20 protein-coding genes and 3 tRNA genes are annotated in these 18,675 nt (G+C 54.5%); 4 read left to right on the top strand and 19 right to left on the bottom strand.

Going from position 1 to position 18,675, the window contains the following annotated elements; translation table 11 throughout:
• Positions 1-302: 302 nt before the first annotated feature.
• On the top strand, positions 303-800 hold the full coding sequence (locus U2W12_RS05120; RefSeq protein WP_326499590.1) for a hypothetical protein: 498 nt from the start codon (positions 303-305) through the stop codon (positions 798-800).
• A 427-nt stretch (positions 801-1,227) separates the two neighbouring features.
• A complete protein-coding gene (tfpZ, locus tag U2W12_RS05115; protein ID WP_326499589.1) occupies positions 1,228-1,989 on the top strand; it encodes a TfpX/TfpZ family type IV pilin accessory protein in 762 nt (253 codons plus the stop codon).
• Positions 1,990-2,201: 212 nt separating this feature from the next.
• Here the strand turns inward: tfpZ and U2W12_RS05110 are convergent.
• From U2W12_RS05110 to U2W12_RS05070, 9 genes are all read right to left on the bottom strand, one after another.
• Positions 2,202-2,276: transfer RNA gene (locus tag U2W12_RS05110), tRNA-Gly, on the bottom strand.
• A 26-nt stretch (positions 2,277-2,302) separates the two neighbouring features.
• Positions 2,303-2,376 (bottom strand) — tRNA-Cys (locus tag U2W12_RS05105).
• A gap of 55 nt (positions 2,377-2,431) precedes the next feature.
• Positions 2,432-2,506: transfer RNA gene (locus tag U2W12_RS05100), tRNA-Gly, on the bottom strand.
• Between the two features lie 72 nt (positions 2,507-2,578).
• Complete coding sequence (locus U2W12_RS05095; protein ID WP_326499588.1) at positions 2,579-3,061, bottom strand: hypothetical protein; 483 nt, start codon at positions 3,059-3,061, stop codon at positions 2,579-2,581.
• A gap of 262 nt (positions 3,062-3,323) precedes the next feature.
• Positions 3,324-4,901, bottom strand: coding sequence for a hypothetical protein (locus U2W12_RS05090; RefSeq protein ID WP_326499587.1), 1,578 nt, complete (start codon positions 4,899-4,901; stop codon positions 3,324-3,326).
• A gap of 93 nt (positions 4,902-4,994) precedes the next feature.
• Positions 4,995-5,798, bottom strand: a complete 804-nt coding sequence (locus U2W12_RS05085) for an ABC transporter permease (RefSeq protein ID WP_326499586.1) — start codon at positions 5,796-5,798, stop codon at positions 4,995-4,997.
• Positions 5,799-5,804: 6 nt separating this feature from the next.
• The gene (locus U2W12_RS05080; RefSeq protein WP_326499585.1) at positions 5,805-6,539 is read right to left on the bottom strand and encodes an ABC transporter ATP-binding protein; all 735 of its coding nucleotides are present in this window, start codon (positions 6,537-6,539) and stop codon (positions 5,805-5,807) included.
• A complete protein-coding gene (locus U2W12_RS05075) occupies positions 6,536-7,504 on the bottom strand; it encodes a PQQ-dependent catabolism-associated beta-propeller protein (protein WP_326499584.1) in 969 nt (322 codons plus the stop codon). Before U2W12_RS05075 ends, U2W12_RS05080 begins: the two co-directional genes overlap by 4 nt.
• Complete coding sequence (locus tag U2W12_RS05070) at positions 7,501-8,655, bottom strand: ABC transporter substrate-binding protein (RefSeq protein WP_326499583.1); 1,155 nt, start codon at positions 8,653-8,655, stop codon at positions 7,501-7,503. Before U2W12_RS05070 ends, U2W12_RS05075 begins: the two co-directional genes overlap by 4 nt.
• A gap of 197 nt (positions 8,656-8,852) precedes the next feature.
• Between U2W12_RS05070 and U2W12_RS05065 the strand changes: the two genes are divergently transcribed.
• Both U2W12_RS05065 and U2W12_RS05060 read left to right on the top strand, forming a co-directional pair.
• Positions 8,853-9,257, top strand: a complete 405-nt coding sequence (locus tag U2W12_RS05065) for a PilZ domain-containing protein (protein ID WP_326499582.1) — start codon at positions 8,853-8,855, stop codon at positions 9,255-9,257.
• A gap of 55 nt (positions 9,258-9,312) precedes the next feature.
• Positions 9,313-10,137, top strand: a complete 825-nt coding sequence (locus U2W12_RS05060) for an MOSC N-terminal beta barrel domain-containing protein (RefSeq protein WP_326499581.1) — start codon at positions 9,313-9,315, stop codon at positions 10,135-10,137.
• Between the two features lie 52 nt (positions 10,138-10,189).
• On the opposite strand, the gene U2W12_RS05055 is transcribed toward U2W12_RS05060, so the two are convergent.
• The 10 genes from U2W12_RS05055 to fabF form a co-directional block, all read right to left on the bottom strand.
• Positions 10,190-10,927: an S-methyl-5'-thioinosine phosphorylase gene (locus U2W12_RS05055; RefSeq protein WP_326499580.1), complete on the bottom strand. Its 738-nt coding sequence runs from the start codon at positions 10,925-10,927 to the stop codon at positions 10,190-10,192.
• Positions 10,924-11,472 carry a hypoxanthine-guanine phosphoribosyltransferase gene (locus U2W12_RS05050; protein ID WP_326499579.1) on the bottom strand — a complete coding sequence of 183 codons (549 nt, stop codon included), beginning with the start codon at positions 11,470-11,472 and terminating at the stop codon, positions 10,924-10,926. The genes U2W12_RS05055 and U2W12_RS05050 overlap by 4 nt, the downstream gene beginning before the upstream one ends.
• Positions 11,466-12,482 (bottom strand): beta-N-acetylhexosaminidase, encoded by a 1,017-nt coding sequence (gene nagZ / locus U2W12_RS05045; protein WP_326499578.1) that lies wholly within the window; start codon positions 12,480-12,482, stop codon positions 11,466-11,468. The genes U2W12_RS05050 and nagZ overlap by 7 nt, the downstream gene beginning before the upstream one ends.
• Positions 12,483-12,619: 137 nt before the next feature.
• Positions 12,620-13,393 (bottom strand): TatD family hydrolase, encoded by a 774-nt coding sequence (locus U2W12_RS05040; protein ID WP_326499577.1) that lies wholly within the window; start codon positions 13,391-13,393, stop codon positions 12,620-12,622.
• A 168-nt stretch (positions 13,394-13,561) separates the two neighbouring features.
• On the bottom strand, positions 13,562-13,912 hold the full coding sequence (locus tag U2W12_RS05035; protein WP_326499576.1) for a PilZ domain-containing protein: 351 nt from the start codon (positions 13,910-13,912) through the stop codon (positions 13,562-13,564).
• Between the two features lie 5 nt (positions 13,913-13,917).
• Positions 13,918-14,895, bottom strand: coding sequence for a DNA polymerase III subunit delta' (locus U2W12_RS05030; protein ID WP_326499575.1), 978 nt, complete (start codon positions 14,893-14,895; stop codon positions 13,918-13,920).
• Positions 14,892-15,518 (bottom strand): dTMP kinase, encoded by a 627-nt coding sequence (tmk, locus tag U2W12_RS05025; protein WP_326499591.1) that lies wholly within the window; start codon positions 15,516-15,518, stop codon positions 14,892-14,894. Before tmk ends, U2W12_RS05030 begins: the two co-directional genes overlap by 4 nt.
• On the bottom strand, positions 15,505-16,521 hold the full coding sequence (gene mltG, locus U2W12_RS05020) for an endolytic transglycosylase MltG (protein ID WP_326499574.1): 1,017 nt from the start codon (positions 16,519-16,521) through the stop codon (positions 15,505-15,507). Before mltG ends, tmk begins: the two co-directional genes overlap by 14 nt.
• Positions 16,511-17,347, bottom strand: a complete 837-nt coding sequence (gene pabC / locus U2W12_RS05015) for an aminodeoxychorismate lyase (RefSeq protein WP_326499573.1) — start codon at positions 17,345-17,347, stop codon at positions 16,511-16,513. Before pabC ends, mltG begins: the two co-directional genes overlap by 11 nt.
• Positions 17,348-17,381: 34 nt before the next feature.
• Positions 17,382-18,626, bottom strand: a complete 1,245-nt coding sequence (fabF, locus tag U2W12_RS05010) for a beta-ketoacyl-ACP synthase II (protein WP_326499572.1) — start codon at positions 18,624-18,626, stop codon at positions 17,382-17,384.
• Between the last annotated feature and the right edge of the window lie 49 nt (positions 18,627-18,675).

Genomic DNA, 18,675 nt, shown 5'->3' with positions numbered 1-18,675 from the left:
CCTCCGCAAACACGAAATTATCATCTGCGTGCGCACACTTCCCAAACGTTACGGACGGGATGAATATCCCGTCCGGCTCTGAGCGGGGCGGGGGTTGCAACCCCGTCCCAACGTTTGGAGACCCTACGCAAACACGAAATTATCATCTATGTCTGCACACCCCCAAACGTTACGGACGGTCCGGCTTCTTCTTATGCTGCGTTGTGCGGGATCTTTAAAAGAACGGAATATACCCTCTCATCCGGCCTGTTGCAGACTATAATTGCCATGTCATCCGCCAATATTATTCCAACGAAAAAACCATGCCCTCGCGCCGTGTAGCCATTGAGTTAAATGCCGGTATCTATTATCTAACGCTTACCGTCGAACGCTGGTATTATCTTTTCGACCGGTTCAATCGCTGGCAAATACTGGCCGACTCGTTACGTTTTTGTCAGGAGCATAAGGATTTGCAACTAAACGGTTATGTATTCATGCTAAACCATGTTCACCTCATCGTAAGTTCACCTGATGTAGCCGGATTTCTACGTGACTTTAAACGATTTACATCCAAACAATTGAGGGAGAGCCTCCAGCTCAATGAGCCGCGTGTTTTAGAGCTGTTTATCGATAAGCAGGGAAAATATCAGTTTTGGATGGAAACCAACGCTCCTAAAAAAATCGAAACCCCTAAGTTTTATTTGCAGAAACTGAATTACATCCACGAAAACCCGGTTCGTAAAGGGTATGTTCTTAAACCCGAATATTGGTTTTGGTCATCGGCAAATACAAGGTCGCCATTACAGGCCACTTTCCTGTAACTTTCAACCCCGCACCAATGTTTGGAAGCTCTCAGCATGCACAAAATCATCATCTAAATCCGCACACCCCCAAGTTACGGACGGGATGAATATCCCGTCCGGCTTCTACTGATGCCTGAGCGGGACGGGGTTTGCAACCCCGTCCCAACGTTTGGAGACCTTACGCAAACACGAAATTATCATCTACGTCCGCACACCCTAAAACCTTACGGGCGAGATGAATATCCCGTTCGGCTTCTTCTGATGCTTTCGCCCCGATGCGGCATAGAGATTCATTGAAATATGAACTATCCTTGTTGCAGCGCAATAACGACGCAGCAAGACAAGGTTCACGTCAGCTCGATTCGAATCAATCCTGACTGCGTCGCCGTGACCGAGGCGTCTTCGCATCACTGTATTAACTTCGATTCCAATCCCGCTTAACTTTATGAAAAATCGACTTCATGCCTTTCTGATCCATTTGATTTTGTCGGCCGTGATTGCCGCCGTGGTGATGGTGATCGTCTTTTGGGTTTGGTATCCGGCGCCGCTGCATGAGGCGGTCGGCGTGACCGGAATATTTCTGCTGCTGATGGCGGTCGATGTCACGATAGGGCCGGTGATTACGCTGATCATTTACAAGCCGGATAAACCCTCGTTGAAATTCGATCTCGCCGTCGTCGCGCTGTTGCAATTGTGCGCCTTGAGCTATGGCGTCAACACGGTGTTCGCAGGCCGGCCGGCGTTTATCGTATTCAGCAAGGACCGCTTCGAGATCGCCCGGGCGTCGGATCTCGACCCCGACAGCGTCGCCAAGGCGCTGCAAAGAGGCAATCAAGCGGCCATTGCCGGCTGGGCTCAGCCGAGGTGGGTGGCGGCGCTTCCGTCCCTGGACCCGAAGCGCAATCAGGATATTCTGTTTTCAGCCGTGCAGGGCGCTCCGGATTGGCCTTTGTTGCCCGAATTATACGTGCCTCTCGCGCAAGTCAAGGAGCAAATATTGTCCCGAGCGAAACCGCTGCAGGAGCTGCGGGCGTTATCCGGTCAAGAGGGAGGCTTGAAATTGTTGGCCGACTGGCGGGACGGCAAGGCGAAATGGCTGCCTTTGCGCGGGAAGGTCAAGAATATGACGGTTCTGGTCGATCCCGTTTCCGCCGCCGTTATTGAAATAATCGATATCGATCCGTGGTCTGCTTCGGCTAACCTGTAGCCTTGAAGGAGCGCAAGGTCGTCGGAGGAATTCGGGCCACTCGTTTGAAAATCCTTCGCAAATACCAAATCATCATCTACATCGGAACACCTCTAAACGTTACGGGCGGGATGAATATCCCGTCCGGCTCCCGCTTGGGATTAACCTAATTTGATGTGTTTCTTTCAGGTAAAAAAAAGCCGCTTGGGTGAGCGGCTTTTTTCCGTATCATTTGGAGCGGGAAACGAGATTCGAACTCGCGACCCCAACCTTGGCAAGGTTGTGCTCTACCACTGAGCTATTCCCGCGCTAGAAATTATTACGTTCGGTTTGATGGAGGCTGCGACCGGAATCGAACCGGTATATACGGCTTTGCAGGCCGCTGCATAACCATTTTGCTACGCAGCCTTGATCGGGTTAAATAAAAAAGCCGCGAAACTCGCGGCTTTTTTATTCCATTGTTTGGAGCGGGAAACGAGATTCGAACTCGCGACCCCAACCTTGGCAAGGTTGTGCTCTACCACTGAGCTATTCCCGCGCTAGAAATTATTCGCACATTATATAGAATATGTAGCGTGTGTCAAACAATTTTTAACGCAATCGTTATCTTTTATTGCAGGTCGATCGCCAAAACCCAGCCGGTTTTGCCGTTGCATTCGCCGCCTTCGATCGAAACTTCGGCGAAACTATTGGCGGTATCGAAAGCGTCCTGCAATCTCAAGACTTTGACGGAGGTACCTTGCGGGAAATGTTGGCAAGTACCGGTACGATCCGCTTCTTCGGTGTCATCGTAGGCGGCCAGGGTGCCGGGAGCTGGAACGAGGCGGATCGTGGAGGCAGGGTCGTAGCTGTTCGGGGATTTCAATGAATAGGTTTGACCGACGGCAAGGGATTTTTTGGTATATTGCTCGACGGTCGGACGCTTTTCCCCGCCGGTGAAGATCACAAGCAGAAGCAGCAAGGCGACGCCGCCGACCGCGCCGTAAAAAACTTTGGGATTGGATTCTTTTAAGGCCAATGCGCTTGATGTCAGATTGCCGATCAGATTTTTTGCGGTATCCAACGATTGTTTAGCTTTTTCTTCGTTACTCATTTCTCATCCTCACGATGGTGTTATTTATTATTGTAGTTGCTTAGGAATTTTGACGACTCTTCCCTGGGAAACCCCTTGACTTGGGGATAAGGGCCGCGCCGATTCGAATTCGCTGCGCGAAGAGTGTAGCGGGCTTGGTTGATTATACCGCAACCTTTTTCCTACTGTTTCAGTTGCTCACTCGACCCCACAAGTTACCACGATGAAAAAACTTTTCAAGTGATTTGTGTTTTTTGTTTGGATAGCGGATTTTACAAGGAGCTTAGATGAAATCATAGCCCTTTTTCGCGGTTGAAAACTTGGTTTTTTCCATGATTTTGACGCATTGAAATTGCCAGTAGCCCAGGCCGATATTTTTGCGCTCATGCAGGGATACGGGATAGTCTTCGTTTTTCCAATGAATGCGAGCAACATCGCCGTTTTTCAATATGAAGTTATCGGTGATCAGATAGCTTTTATCGCCGTCTTCTCCCTCGGCGGCATAAAGCAGTGCTTTGACCGGCTCTTCCTTTTTGGACGAATCGAGCGGACTGTAAGTGACCGCATTGCATTGCGCCGCCAAAAACTGCACGCCGAAGATGACTTTATTGGTCTGTTTGTCGATCAGAAGCTGGTTGACGATGCCCAGGGTGCGCGTGTTATCGCGGCGATCCGCTTTTCTGATGCTGATCAGGCGGCCGACGGACAATATGCCGGTTTGTTCGAAGCGACTGCTCAACAGGCTTTCGGACGCGGTATGGGCCGGCAGTTCCGTTTCGCTTCCAGCCATGGTCGTCAATTCATTCAGCAATTCGTAAGTGGGGATCAGCCCTATGGCGATATAACGGTCCAGGCGGTCGTCGAATAACCGCGTGCTTTCCAGTTCAAAACCGGACCAGCGATGGAAAAGATATTCCAGCAAATCGAAGGTCGGCGTTTGTTCGTTCTGCCGCGCGAGTACCGCATTGAAGCGGCCTTCGCTAGAATTGGCGTGTTTCGCCTTGTGCTCGAGCATTTTATGGAGTTTGGTAAAATCCAGATACAGCGTTGCGGAGTCGGGACGACCGGCATCTTCCTTTAAAAAATAGGGGGCTTTGTCCTCGTCGGTCAATATCACACATTGCGTCGCTTGTCCGGAAACCGGGGTATTTTTGATGTGAAGGTATTCGCAAAGGGTTCTGATGAATTGATAAACCAATAAAATTTCTTTTTGCATCAGGCCGTTCGGAGCCGTCAGGCTAAGCAGCAGAATTCGCTTGTAGCAGTCTTCCGGACTGCTTTTTTCCGAAGGGTTGGCCGGATCGTCGACAACCTTGGCTGTGTCTTTTTTTAGCGCGATGCTGAGCTTGTAGAGTGAATGCAGATCGATCCAGATCCAGTCCGGTATCGGCATGCGCATCAGATAATGACTGATCGCGATGCCGCTGAGTCCGCTGATGCAGCGATGCAGCGCTAACGGCAGTTGCTTGCCTTGAAACCAGCCGAAATTCTTTTGCGACAATTCTTTCAACACGATCCAATAGCTCAGCGTCAATTCCTTTTCGATGGAGACGAGCACGTTGAAAATTTTTTGATCGTTTTCTTCTTTCGGGAAGCCGGTTTTGGTGAGCCGGCTGCGCAGGTTTTCCTCGATCGCGAGAAAGCTGGGACGCAATTGTTCGAGGGCCGCCATTCGGAGCTCGGCTGAAATCAATAATGCATTGAACTCTATGATAAAGTCATGTAGAAGGCGGGTGGCGAGGCCGGGATTCGCGGCCGGAATCTCGTCGATCCACTGTTGCAGGGGCTTGGCTTCGTATTCTTTGATGCGCTGCGGATTGTCTTCCTGTTTGGGAATAACAAGGTAAAATGAGTTTTTCACGTAGTCACCGAAGAGATGAAGACTCGATAGAAGTCGCTGAAGTTGAGTGGTATGGCTGCCGTCGTTCAGGCGCAAATACCGCCCGGGAAATGCTTAACCGCCGCCTTTTTTTACCATCATTCCTTTCGATGGATTATAGCCAATAATTGCGGCGGTAATAAACACAATGAAGGCGGCCAGCGTATAAAGCAGCGCATTCTGATTATATTGGCCGTAGAGGGCGAAACGGGTTAATTCGACGGCTTGTGAAAAGGGATTGTATTTGGCCAGGCCGTACAACAGTAGGCTCGATTCTTTCAGCTTCCATAAAGGATAGAGTGCGGTGGAGAGGAAAAACATCGGGAAGATCACAAAATTCATCACGCCGGCAAAGTTTTCGAGCTGTTTGATGAACGAGGATAATAAGAGTCCCAATGCGCCGAGCATCAGGCCGGACAAGATCAGCGCCGGGACGATCCAGAAATAGCCTTGCCAGGGCGCGTGAATCTTATAAGCCCAAGCGATCGCGAGAAACACATAGACCTGCAGGATCGACACGAAGGTGCCGGCCAACAGTTTCGACATCAACAAAAACCAGCGCGGCAGCGGGCTGACCAGGAGGCTGCGCATGCTGCCCATTTCGCGGTCGTAGACCATCGACAACGAACTCTGCATGCCGTTGAAAAGCTGGATCATGCCGATCAGTCCGGGGGTGATGTAGACTTCGTAAAGGATATAGGTCTGATAGGGAGGCGTGATCGCGAGTCCGAGCGCGGCCCGGAAGCCGGCCGCAAACACGAATAGCCAGATTAACGGCCTGACCAGGGCGGAAACGAAACGCTCGCGTTGGGTCACGAAGCGCCAGAGCTCGCGGCCGATGATACCCCACATCGCGCGCCAGAAATGCAGAATGTTCATCGTGGGTCAATCTCCCTGGGTCAGTTTGAAAAAAGCGTCCCTGATCATCGGCGCGCCGGTCGCTTGCAGTACCTGATCGACGCTGCCCGTGGTTCTGATTCTGCCTTTGTGCAGAACGATCAGGCGGTCCTCCGGATAAATCTCGTCGATCAGATGGCTGGCCCAAAGCACCGCAATGTTGCCGGTGCGCGCGAGGCTGTGCACATAGTCGACGATTGAGGTCCGGCTCGGCACGTCGAGACCGACAGTCGGCTCGTCGAGCAGCAAAAGCGACGGTTTGTGCAAAAGGGCTCTGGCGATTTCGACGCGGCGGCGGTGGCCGCCGTTCAGTTGGCGGACTTTTTCGAAGCGGCGTTCGGCCATGCCGAGCCGTTCGAGTTCTTCCAGGATGCGCGCGTCGGCGACTTTGCCGCTGATGCCGTGCAGGGCGGCATGGTAGCGCAGATTTTGCTGCACGCTCAGGTCCAGATCCAGCGTCGTTTGTTGAAAGACGATGCCCAGGACGGCCAGCGCCTTGCAGGTCTCTTTCTTGATATCGAAGCCGCACAGTTCGATCCGGCCGCTTGGCGTGTCATACAGACGGGTGATCAGCGAAAACAGCGTGCTTTTACCGGCGCCGTTCGGTCCGAGCAGCATCGTGCAATGGCCGGCTTCGATCTCGAAGCTGACCTGATCGAGCGCTTTTTTCGTGCCGTAGGAAAAATTGACATCCCGGACGGTTAAGGCGGCGTTCGTGTTCATGGTTTTACCGCGACGCCCCAGGGGTAGGTGCCGACGCCGACCGATTTGGTCACGGTCTGGCTCGGCAGATCGATGATCGAAATGTCGTTGCTGACGCCGTTGGTTGTGTACAGGCGTTGTTGATCGGGCGAAAAAGCCAGATTCCAGACGCGCTGGCCGACCAGCAGCGTATTTTCCACGGTCAATTTTTGCGCGTCGATCACCGCGACCCGGTTCGCGGGTCCCAGGGCGACATAGCCGCGTTTACGATCTTTGTCGATCACGACGCCGACCGGCTGGATTTTGTCTGCGGTCACGCCCGGAATTTCAAACTTGATATTCTTGATGATTTGCTGCGTCTTCGCATCGAGAACGGTCAACGTGCCGGCCATTTCGGAGGTGACCCATAATTGCTGGCTGTCCGCCGTGAAGGCGACCGCGCGCGGGCGCGGATCGACCAGCGTATGGTTAACCGCTGCATTGGTTTTCGCGTCGATCCAGTGCACCATGTTGGTCGTTTCGGAGGTGCTGATCACCCACTTTTTGTCCGGGCTGGTGGTAATGCCTTCCGGTTCGACGCCGACCTTGATCTGTTTGACCGCTTTCTGTGTCTTGAGGTCGATCGCGGTGACCCTGCTGTCGTCTTCGTTCGAGACGTACAGCATCGTGCCGTCGGGATTCAATGCGAAGGTTTCGGGGTCTTCGCCGGACGGCAGTTTGCCGGTCACCTTGAGCGTTTCCGCGTCGAGGATAATGATCGTATTATCATCGCTGGTCGCGACATAAATCGACTTGAAGTCAGGGCTTAGCGCGATGCCGCGCGGGCGCTGGCCGATCGGCACGGTCTTGAGCAGTTTGCCTGCGATCGGATCGACGATGGCCAGCGCGTTGTCTTTTTCGAGCGTCACGTACAGCGTTTCGGCGCTGGCGTCCAGCGCCGTGGCGGAAACCGCGAATAAGGCGGAAAGCAGTGTTTTATTGATCATTTGTTCAACTGACAAGTAGATTCGGGTTGATCGTAGCCGAGCGTATCGAGTTCGGTTTTCGGGTGCAGGAAGCCTTCGACCGGTGCGACGGCGACCAGGGAGCGCGGCGCGGCCAGCAACACCGTTTGCCGCAATTGGCCGTCCCAAGCTCGGAACGACAGCGGCGTGCCTTTATAGCCCTGCAAGGCAAGGGCAGGACTCAGCATATAATCCCTGATCGGCTTCAATTCGTTCGATTGCGCGCGCGTTGCCGCTTCGCCGACGGCTCTGACCGCCAAATAGCCGGCATAGTCGATTTCTTCCATGCCGCGGCCGTATTTGTCCTTGAAACGGTTCTGCAATTGCACGGCGCCCCATTGTTCGTGCGTGCGGTGCCAGGCGGTCGCGGTCAAGCCCTGGGTGCCGGCGACCGGGCGGGGCAGCCAGGTGCGGTAATCCAGATATTCGCCGAACTCGCCGCGTTCGTCCGCCACGACCAGCACATCGTATTCGTCCGCTTGCGTCAACACCGGAACATCGGACTGCTCGGTGCGGCGCGCATCGGCCGTGTGTTCCCAATTTTTCTCGCTGACGATTTCGAGCCCGAAGCGCCGCGCCGCGCGCTTGACCGCCTCGCCGTACATGCGGTCTTCGTCATGATTGCCTTGCAGCAAAAACAACTTGGTCCAGCGTTTTTTGAGCAGATATTGGGCCAGCGCATCGGCGCGCATCGCGCGGCTCGGCAACAGGTGCAATACGTTCGCGCGGCAATCCTGGTTGCGCAGTTGATCGTCCTGCGTGGCGATGTCGAGCAATAATGTTTCTTTCGCTTCCTGAAGCGCGGCAAGTTTTTTAAGTTGATCTGCCGGCAGGTTTACGACAACGAAGCGGTATTTGCCGCTGATGTTTTCTTTAAACGTTGCGAGCGGATCGGCTTTCAATGGCGCGATAAAGGCCTTCAACACAAATTGCTGGCCGGTAAACTGTCCGGTCGTATTATTATCCTCTATCGCGAGTTCCGCGCCGGGCAGTCCCTTGTCCTTGATGAACGGATCCGGATTCGACAGCGGCGGCGGAGCCTCTTGTTCCTGCGTCAGATAGGCGATTGGCACGGGCGTCGGCTTGGCTTTTGCGAATGCCGGTCCGATCACTGTCAATGATGCGATCAGCATTAAATGCAGCTTATTTCGGCGTGTAGGTTTGAAGAATCCTGTCATGTACTGGCAATTAAAATGGTTTGTGACGCAATTTTAACGGATTTGGCGAATTTTATTTAGCTTTTGGCGCCTGACGGGGGGGCGTATTTGAAATTTATTTGATAATGCTCGATACTTGAAGCACCAAATTATTTTCCTGATCGAGTTTTATTATGTCTCAAGATGCTGCTAATGAAGGTTTCGCCGGAAACGAAACTGACCGGTACGTCAATCAGCGCCGGACCGTGCGTTATATCCGCAAGGATGTCGTGGCTCGGATTTGCAAGGGCTATTTGCCTAATGTGCTCGGTTTAAAGTGGTTTAGGCAGGAAATCCGGGCGAAGTTGCTTGATATCAGCAATCGGGGCTGTTTGATCCGTAGCTTCGAAAAATTGGCTCTCGATGAAAAAATATTAATTTTGTTAACTTTCAAAACCGGCAAACAATTTGTCATCAAAGCGGTTGTGGTGAGAGAAGCCAAAGGGCGAGGTTACGAGTACGGGGTAAGATTTATCGAATACAACGACGAACTCGGCGAGTATATGCTGAAGATGCAAAGAGAGTTAATATTCAAATGAAGTATAAGGGCTCAGGCTTCATCAACACCATGAATGGAAAGGGGTTCGAATCCGAATGTCCGATTATCAATTGAGCGGCATTTATATTTACCCCGTCAAGTCGTTGGCCGGCATCCGGTTCGGCCGCTGGCCGGTTGCGCCGACCGGGTTTCGTTATGACAGAAAATGGATGCTCGTCGATGCTGACGGGCTGTTTCTGAGTCAGCGTAAACTGCCGCGCATGGCGCTGATCAAAACCGCGCTGGCCGGGAATGAGCTGGTGCTATCCGCGCCTGGTATGGGGCCTCTGGCCTTGTCTTTGCTCCCTGCCGACGGCGAATGGCTTGAGGTGACCGTCTGGCATGACCGCTGCCGCGCGCGTGCTGTTTCTAACACAGCCGACCGTTGGTTTAGCCGGTTTTTGGATCAAAACTGCCGGCTGGTCTATTTGCCGGACGAATCGATTCGTCCGGTCGATCCGAACTACGGAGCGGGCACGGACCATACCGCCTTCTCGGACGGCTTTCCGTTTTTGCTCATCTCGGAAAATTCGTTGGCCTTATTGAACCAGGAAATGGGCTTGAATCTGTCGATCGAGCGCTTTCGGCCGAACTTGGTGATCGCCGGCTGCGCTGGCTATGAGGAAGACACCTGGCGCGAAATACGGATCGGCGACATCGATTTTCGCCTGCCGAAGCCCTGTTCGCGCTGCGCGGTGCCGACGATCGACCCGGACAGCGCGGAAACCGGCAAGGAACCGTTGGTAACGCTGAACCGCACCCGAAAATGGCAGAACAAGGTGTATTTCGGTCAGAATGCGCTGCATGACCGATGCGGCGAATTGGCGGTCGGCGATAGTGTTCATATCAAGTCGACAGGGCCCAGGCAGCCGCCGTTGTGAGGCTGGAGCGGCTTCAGTCGCCCTTGCCGCATGATCGAATTCCTGGCGGTTTTTACGCGGCGATAAACATTTTCAAAATTTCTCCCGCATCCGCCATGCCTTTATGCAGATGCTGCTCGATCTCCCTCATCGTGATCTCGCCTTCGGTTTTGCCCGCCGCCCAGTTCGCGACGACCGCCAGCGCAGCATAGTCGATGCCGAGTTCCCGGGCCAGGGCCGCTTCGGGCATGCCGGTCATGCCGACCAGATCGCAGCCGTCCCGCTCCATGCGGCGGATTTCGGCCGTGGTTTCCAGGCGCGGGCCTTGTGTACAGCCATAGGCGCCCAAGGGAGAAACCCGGATATTCGCCTTCGCGGCTGCCGTAATCAGACCGGTGCGCAGTTTTTGGCTGTACGGGTAGGTGAAATCGATATGGGTGACCGCGTCGTCTTGATCTTCGAAAAAGGTATGCTTGCGGCCGTAGGTATAATCGATGATCTGATCCGGAATCGCGATATGCGCCGGCCCCATCTCCTCGGTAATGCCGCCGACCGCCGCGACCGCGATGATCTGTTCGACGCCGAGTTGTTTGAGCCCGAAGATGTTCGCGCGGTAATTGATTTTATGCGGCGGAATCGAGTGCGGGTTGCCGTGCCGGGCCAGAAAAATCACTTCGCGTCCGTGCAGGTCGCCGGTCAGAAATTCAGCCGAAGGTTGGCCGTAGGGCGTGGTCAAGGCGTCGCGCTTGACGATGGTCAGTCCGCCAAGCTGCGTAAGCCCTGTGCCGCCGATGATCGCGAGCTTGCTCATGCAGTACCGTCCTTGCAGGCATAGATGCCGGCCGCGTTGCGTAAATAGCCTTTATAGTCCATGCCATAGCCGAACAAATAGCGGTTTTCGGTTTCGACGCCGACGAAATCGGCCTTAATCGGTTTCTCCTGATCGAGCCTTTTATCGACCAACACCGCGCTATAGACCGCTTCCGCGCCTTGTTCGAGGCAATGATCGACGATCGCTTTCAACGTGATGCCTTCATCGAGAATATCGTCGACGACCAGCACCGTTCGTCCATGCAGAGGCGTTGTGGGTTTCAGCGTCCATTCGAGCGTGCTGCCCATTATTTTATTCTGATAGCGGCTCGCGTTGACCGCGTCGATCGTCAGCGGCATGGTCAGCCGCGTCAGCAGGCGTCCTGCCGCGACGATGCCGCCGTTCAACACGCACAGAAAAACCGGATTAGTTCCGAGCAGTTCTCGGTTGATTTGCTCGGCCATCTGATCGAGCGCCGCTTCGACTTCCTGTTCGCCGAATAATAAATCGGCCGTTTCTTGTACTTGTTGAATTTCGTTTAACATGAATGAAAAGTGTGGTTGATCTGATCGGAAATTTGCCGCCATTGTACCGAATTCAGCAGTTGATCGCGGTTAAATTGCGGTTTGCCGCGCATCGCGGCGAGCCGGCTTTCCCGAAGCGGTTGCTTTTGGATCGGCAGCGCCTCGAGTATCTGTTCTGCAGCGGCCGGATTATTGCAGACCAGTACCATGTCGCAGCCGGCGGCAAGCGCCATTTGGGCGCGCTCGGGGTAGCCGCCGGCCCAGGAGGCGCCGGCCATGCTCAAATCGTCGCTGAATACGGCGCCGTTAAAGTGTAACTCTTGGCGCAAAATCCGCTGAATCCAGAACGGCGAAAAACCGGCAGGCTTGTCGTCGACCGCGGCAAACACCACATGCGCCGGCATCACGCCCTCGAGCCCCTCGCCGATCAGCCGTTTGAAAGGGAGCAAATCCTTGGCTTTAATGCTGTCCAGGCTGCGTTCATCAATCGGCAAGGCCAGATGCGAATCGGGCGCGACGGCGCCATGTCCCGGAAAATGTTTGCCGGTTGCGGCCATGCCGGCCGCGCGCATGCCTTTCCTGAAGGCCGAAGCCAGTTCCGCGGCGAGTTCGGGATCGGTCGAAAACGAGCGGTTGCCGATGACTTGGCTGATGCCGCAATCGACATCGAGCACCGGCGCGAAGCTAAAATCGACGCCGACCGCGAGTAATTCGCTCGCCATCAGCCAGCCGGCGGCTTCGGCTAGTTCCGGCTTTTCCGCATAACGCATAGCCGGGGGCAAACGCGTGAAGCCGTTTTGAAAGCGCTGCACGCGACCGCCTTCCTGATCGACCGCGATCAAGATCTCGCCGCCGCGCGCCTGGCGTATGCTTGCGCTCAAAGCTTCGATCTGTGCCGGGCTTTCGTAATTGCGCGAGAAGAAAATTACCGCACCGGTATTCGGATGGCGGATTTTGTCGATTTCATGCGCGGCCAGGGTAAGACCCTCGACATCGAGCATGACCGGGCCGAGCGAAGGGTTTGTCGTCATGGTCTGAATGGTTTAATTAATGAATCAGTCGATACCTTATACGTACCTTCAAACTCAATTTACCGGAACGCTCTGATAAAGGTACACGCCGCGCCCTACGAGAGCGACGTTTCGGGAAATTGTTTTGCACAAATTCTTTAGTTCAGCTTGAAAAGGGTATAAAAATTCCGCGTCGAGAGCTTCGCGATCTCTTCGAACGATGTATTGCGCAATTCGGCGATTTGTTCGGCGACGTAACGCACATAGGTCGGGTAATTCGGTTTGCCGCGGAACGGGACAGGCGCCAGATAAGGCGAGTCGGTTTCGATCAGAAAGCGGTCTGCCGGAATTTTTTTCGCGACTTCCTTGATTTCCTGGGCGCTGTTGAAAGTCACGATGCCCGAGAACGAGATATAAAAATTCAAGGCGAGCGCTTGCTCAGCAAATTCCCAGTTTTCGGTGAAACAATGAATGATCCCGCCGCAGGTTTCGGCGCCTTCTTCGCGCAAAATGCGCAGCGTGTCCTCGCGGGCTTCGCGGGTATGAATGATCAGCGGCTTGTTCAACGCTTTTGCGGCGCGGATATGGGTGCGGAAACGGTCGTGCTGCCAGCCGAGATCGCCCGTGCTGCGGAAATAATCCAGGCCGGTTTCGCCGATGCCGATCACCTTCGGATGGCTGCCCAGTTCGATCAACTGCTCCACGGTAGGTTCGAAGCCTTCATGCGCGTTCGGATGCACACCGACCGTGGCCGAGATTTGCGGATGGTCCTTGACCAGATCGAATAGCGCGGGATACGCTTCCATGTCGATCGAGATGCAGAGCATGTGCTCTATTTGGTGGTTTTTCGCGTCTTTCAGAAAGCAGGAGAAATCGTTTTGATAAGGTTCGAGGTCGATGCGGTCGAGATGGCAATGCGAGTCGATGAGCATGGGGCTTGAGGTCAATATCTAGCGGGCAAAAAGAAAGTGCCGGGATTCGGAAACGGGGAGAGATGCGAAATGCAGTCCTGCTCACCCCATAGCGGCAATCGATGCCGGTATGGGGTGATATTTTACGCGATTGGGTGCGAGCCGTGTGTAAAAATTGGGTTACGGGTTTTACATCGTATGCGTCTGCCGTTCCGATTCGAGCGCGCCGGCCAGATGGTTTTCGATTTTATTTCGCGCCTGGCCACCGTCCTGGTCGCTGAATTGCACGCCGATGCCCGATGTGCGGTATACGCCGCCGGGCGGATTTTTCCAGATGATCTTGCCGGCTATCGGCAGTCGTTCGGTTTCATCCATCAGGCTCAGTAAAATAAACACTTCCTGGCCCATTTCATAAGACCGAGTGGTCGGAATGAACAGGCCGCCGTTGGTCACGAAGGGCATGTAAGCCATGTACAACGCGCTTTTATCCTTGATCGATAATGACAAGATGCCTTGCCGGGGATTATTGGGGTCCGCCATGATGTTCAGCTCCGGTTGAGTTCAGACCATTGAATCAAAATTTCTTCCAACATCATCTGTTTATTGATTTGGCTATCGAGCCGTTCGCGTGCGGCCAACAACAAATCGTACAACTGATAAAGTTTTTTTAAGTCTAGTTGTCCGGACAGTTCTTGCAAGGGGGAGCGGAGACGGGATTCCTGCAATAGATTGCCTTCCGACCGGAATTTACATTTGATCAGGTCAATCAGCCAGGAAGTCAGCCACGAGAGCAGAGAGGGGAGCGGCAGTTTTTGCCAGTCTTCGGCAATCACGATCGGGCTTGCGCGATGTTTGGCGATGTCGAGCCAGGCCTTGAAACAGTCGCCCTGGACCGCCAAGGCCTGCTCGTTCGCATAGTGCAGGGCGGCGAACGGCGCATTCCGGGCCAGCGTGGCCAAGGCTTCCGCATCGGCGATCGACTGCGCTTTGAGCCAAGCCACGACGGTAGCGCTGTCGGGCGGATTGACGGCTAAGCGCTGGCAGCGGCTGGCGATTGTGATCGGCAGTTTGGCGGGTTTTGCGGTAATCAACAAGATCACCGTGCGTTCGGTCGGTTCTTCGAGACATTTTAAAAACGCATTCGCGGCCGGTCGGTTCAATTGATCGGCCGGATCGATGATCACGATGCGGTAGGTGTCATATTGCGGTTTTAATTGCGTATCGACGATCAGTTCGCGAATTGTGTTGATGCCGATCGCTTTGCCGGGTTCGTCAGGACTTACCACGAACAGATCGGGGTGGTTGCCGGCGGCATGCAGTTTGCAGCCATGGCAATGGCCGCAGGCTTCGTTGTCGGCATTTGGCGCATGGCAGAGCAGGGTGGCGGTGAAGTGTTCGGCCAGTTCGCGCTTGCCGAGGCCTTTGTTGCCGGTGATCAACAGTGCCTGCGGGATGCGCTGCTGGCGGATATAGCCGCACAGCTGACGCCATTGGGCTTGTTGCCAGGGCAGTAACGGTTTCATCGCAACAGAGCCGAAAGCGAATCGGCGAGCGCGGCTTGCACATCGGGCAACGGACGGTCGGCCGCGACGATCTTGATTCTTTCCGGGTGTTGTTCGGCTTGCTTTAGATAGGCCAGGCGGACATCTTCGAAAAACTGGCGTTTTTCGGCTTCGAAACGGTCTGCCTCGCCTCGCCGTTCCCTCGCGCGCGCCAACCCTGTCTCGGCCGGTGCGTCGAGCAGCAAAGTCAGATCGGGCCGCAAGGAGCCTTGCACCAGATGTTCAAGCCAGGCAATCGTCGATAATTCCATGTGCCGCGCGCCGCCTTGGTAGGCGTAGGTCGCATCGGTAAAGCGGTCGCACAGCACCCATTCGCCTTTGGCCAGCGCCGGTTCGATCACATGCCGTATATGCTGCGCCCGAGCGGCGAACATCAGCAACAATTCGGTGGTCGCGGCGATCGATTCGCCATTTTTGTCGAGCAGCAACGCACGGAGCTTTTCGGCCAGCGGGGTGCCGCCGGGTTCGCGAGTGATCACGACCGGGATGTTTCGAACCTTTAGAAAATCATGCAGAAAGATCAGGTTCGTGCTTTTGCCGACGCCTTCACCGCCTTCCAGTGTGATGAATTTACCGCGTGCGATACTGGTCATTTTTTTGTTTCTGAAAGAGCTTGACCGCATGATTGTGGTCTTGCAGGGTCGATGAAAACACATGCGTGCCGTTGCCCTTGGCGACAAAATACAGGCTGTTGCCGGTATCGGGATGCAATGCGGCATGGATGGCGTCGCGTCCCGGCATCGCGATCGGCGTCGGCGGCAGTCCTTTGATCAGATAGGTGTTGTAGGGAGTCGGGTTTTTTAAATCCTGCTCGCCGATATTACCGTGATAGTTGTCGCCCATGCCATAGATTACAGTCGGGTCGGTCTGCAAAGGCATGCCTTTTTGCAGACGGCGCACCATTACCCCCGCGATCAAGGGCCGTTCCTCCTCCGCGCCGGTTTCTTTTTCGATGATAGAGGCGAGAATCAACGCCTCGTAGGGCGAGTTGAGCGGCAAATTGGCCGTTCTTTGCGGCCATTCTTCCTGCAGTACCGACTGCATTTTGTCGTAGGCCCTTTTCAACAAAGAGACATCGGACATGTTTTTCTCAAAGAAATAAGTATCCGGAAAAAACAGGCCCTCGGTTTTGCTTTCAGTGATGCCGATATGGGCGCGTAATACTTCCGGGGACGTTTCGTTGAGTGTGTGTTGGATATGCGGATTGCTCTTCATTTCGGCCAGGATCTCCGCAAGGCTCCAGCCTTCCGGAAAGGTGATGCTGTGTTGCCGGGTTTTGCCTTCCGCAATCTGGTCGATAATTTCGGGCAGGGTTAGGCCGGTCGTGAATTCATATTCGCCGGTCTTCAGTTTGGCGGCCGATTGTTTTTGGAGTGCGATAATCTTGAACCATAAAGCGCTGACCTTTAGATGCTGTTCGGCAAGTTTCTCGGCGATCCGGGTCATCGAATCGCCCTTGACGATTTCGATTACGACCGAATTGTCCCTGACGACAGGCGCATGCAGGGCTTGGCGGTAGTCCATCCATGCCCAGCCACCGGTAAAACTGATGAATAATAAGGTCAAACCAATGATTTTATTGCTCACTGCGAAGCGTCTCTTGTTTATAATCGGCTAGCCATTGCCGGATCTTCCGGGTGATGGGTCCCGGTTTGAAAACGGTCTGATCGATCTGTTTGACCGGCCAGATGCCGATGATCGAGTTACAGACAAAGATTTCATCGGCCGATAATAATTGTTCGAGGGAATAACTCCGTTCATATAACGCAAGTTGGTGCTGTTCCGCAAGCTGCATAATGAGGCCGCGAACGATTCCGGCAATGCCGCTTTGTCCAAGGGGGGCGGTATATACGGCATGATCCTTTACATAAAACAGGTTGGTCATCGTGCCTTCGATCACATGGCCGACGCTGTCCAGCATGATGCCTTCGTGAATGGTTTGATCGGTCCATTCGGCACGGGCGAGAACCTGTTCCAGGCGGTTCAAATGTTTGATACCGGCCAGGGCCGGATTGATGCCGAGGCGGTTTTTGCAAATGCGGGTATTGATGCCCTCGGTACTAAACGAGTTCGGGTAGTCGGGGTAGGGATGCAAGCTTAGGATCCGGGTCGCTTGAATCGTCTCGGGACGCCGATATCCCCGTCCGCCGGAGCCCGAAGTCACGATGATTTTGAGTACGGCCTCGGCTAGGGAATGTTTGCACAATATTTCGGCTTCTTCGGCCAGAATCTCCGGCGCGGGAAACGGGATCGCGAGCCGCCCGCAACCGGCTTCAAGCCGCTTTAGATGCCGATCGAAAAAAACCGGCTGCCGGCCTTTGATTTCGATCGTTTCGAACAAGCCGTCGCCGTATTGCAGGCCGCGGTCCGAAACGGGCAGGGTCTCTCTAGGTTCACCATTGACCAGCAGCATTGGCGGATGCGACAACCCCGCTCGGGATCATCGCTTATTCGTAGCGTTTGAAAATCAATGTGCCGTTGGTGCCGCCAAATCCGAATGAGTTCGACATCGCGATATTGATCTTCATGTCGCGCGCGACATTCGGGACATAATCGAGATCGCATTCGGGATCGGGGTTGTCCAGGTTGATCGTCGGCGGCGCGATCTGGTTTTTGATGCTAAGAGAGGTCAATACCGCCTCAATACCGCCGGCCGCGCCGAGCATGTGGCCGATCATCGACTTGGTCGAACTGACCGCGACGTTGTAGGCGTGATCGCCCAGCGCCGCCTTCATCGCCTGGGTTTCACCTATATCGCCGGCCGGCGTCGAGGTGCCGTGCGCGTTGATATAGTCGATTGCTTCCGCATTCAAACGGGCATCGCGCAAGGCATTGCGCATGCAGCGCGCCGCGCCTTCGCCGCCGGGTGACGGGGTGGTCATGTGATAGGCGTCACCGCTCATACCGTAGCCGACCACTTCCGCGTAAATTTTTGCACCGCGTGCTTTCGCGTGTTCGAGTTCTTCGAGTACGACCACGCCCGCTCCGTCGCTGAGTACGAAACCGTCGCGGTCTTTATCCCAAGGCCGGCTGGCCGTGGCGGGGCTGTCGTTCCGTCGCGACAAGGCTTTCGCCGAAATGAAACCGCCCATGGCGGTCGGCGAAGTCGTGCAGCGTTCGGCGCCGCCGGCCACCATCACGTCCGCATCGCCGTGTTGGATCAGTCGTACCGAATCGCCGATGTTGTGGGTGCCGGTGGCGCAGGCGGTCACGATCGCAAAATTCGGTCCTTTTAGGCCGTATTTGATCGACAGATTGCCGGAAATCATGTTGATGATGTTGCCTGGCACGAAAAACGGCGAAATCCGGCGCGGACCGCTTTTTTCGTACAGCGCGTAACATTCTTCGATGCCTGTCACGCCGCCGATGCCGGCGCCGATCGCTACGCCGATCCGTTCCGCGTTGGCTTCGGTCACTTCGATGCCGGAATCCTCGAATGCCTGACAGCCTGCCGCCATGCCGTAATGAATGAAGCCATCCATGCGCTGCGCGTCTTTGGCCGGGATGTATTGGGTAACATCGAAGTTCCGAATCACGCCGCCGAAGGTGGTCGCGAAAGGAGAAATATCAAAGGAATCGATGGGGCCGATGCCGCTTTTGCCGTTGATAATGCCGTCCCAGGTTTCGGCTACCGTGTTTGCTAAAGGTGTAATGGCGCCCAAACCGGTGATTACGACTCGACGTGTGCTCAATGTGGTTACCGTGTGGAATCTGTGGTTTAGAAAAATCGTGGGGTAAAAA

The sequence above is a fragment of the Methylomicrobium sp. Wu6 genome, from assembly GCF_035916875.1.
Classification (GTDB): Bacteria; Pseudomonadota; Gammaproteobacteria; order Methylococcales; family Methylomonadaceae; genus Methylomicrobium.
The sequence above is the reverse complement of the archived record's forward strand: the minus strand, read 5'-3'. Positions and strand labels throughout refer to the sequence as shown.

Excerpts from the sequence above, each read along its gene's own strand:
- U2W12_RS05120 (WP_326499590.1), top strand. The coding sequence starts at position 303 with ATGCCCTCGCGCCGTGTAGCCATTGAGTTAAATGCCGGTATCTATTAT.
- tfpZ (WP_326499589.1), top strand. The coding sequence starts at position 1,228 with ATGAAAAATCGACTTCATGCCTTTCTGATCCATTTGATTTTGTCGGCC.
- U2W12_RS05095 (WP_326499588.1), bottom strand. The coding sequence starts at position 3,061 with ATGAGTAACGAAGAAAAAGCTAAACAATCGTTGGATACCGCAAAAAAT.
- U2W12_RS05085 (WP_326499586.1), bottom strand. The coding sequence starts at position 5,798 with ATGAACATTCTGCATTTCTGGCGCGCGATGTGGGGTATCATCGGCCGC.
- U2W12_RS05080 (WP_326499585.1), bottom strand. The coding sequence starts at position 6,539 with ATGAACACGAACGCCGCCTTAACCGTCCGGGATGTCAATTTTTCCTAC.
- U2W12_RS05075 (WP_326499584.1), bottom strand. The coding sequence starts at position 7,504 with ATGATCAATAAAACACTGCTTTCCGCCTTATTCGCGGTTTCCGCCACG.
- U2W12_RS05070 (WP_326499583.1), bottom strand. The coding sequence starts at position 8,655 with ATGCTGATCGCATCATTGACAGTGATCGGACCGGCATTCGCAAAAGCC.
- U2W12_RS05065 (WP_326499582.1), top strand. The coding sequence starts at position 8,853 with ATGTCTCAAGATGCTGCTAATGAAGGTTTCGCCGGAAACGAAACTGAC.
- U2W12_RS05060 (WP_326499581.1), top strand. The coding sequence starts at position 9,313 with ATGTCCGATTATCAATTGAGCGGCATTTATATTTACCCCGTCAAGTCG.
- U2W12_RS05055 (WP_326499580.1), bottom strand. The coding sequence starts at position 10,927 with ATGAGCAAGCTCGCGATCATCGGCGGCACAGGGCTTACGCAGCTTGGC.
- U2W12_RS05050 (WP_326499579.1), bottom strand. The coding sequence starts at position 11,472 with ATGTTAAACGAAATTCAACAAGTACAAGAAACGGCCGATTTATTATTC.
- nagZ (WP_326499578.1), bottom strand. The coding sequence starts at position 12,482 with ATGACGACAAACCCTTCGCTCGGCCCGGTCATGCTCGATGTCGAGGGT.
- U2W12_RS05040 (WP_326499577.1), bottom strand. The coding sequence starts at position 13,393 with ATGCTCATCGACTCGCATTGCCATCTCGACCGCATCGACCTCGAACCT.
- U2W12_RS05035 (WP_326499576.1), bottom strand. The coding sequence starts at position 13,912 with ATGGCGGACCCCAATAATCCCCGGCAAGGCATCTTGTCATTATCGATC.
- U2W12_RS05030 (WP_326499575.1), bottom strand. The coding sequence starts at position 14,895 with ATGAAACCGTTACTGCCCTGGCAACAAGCCCAATGGCGTCAGCTGTGC.
- pabC (WP_326499573.1), bottom strand. The coding sequence starts at position 17,347 with ATGCTGCTGGTCAATGGTGAACCTAGAGAGACCCTGCCCGTTTCGGAC.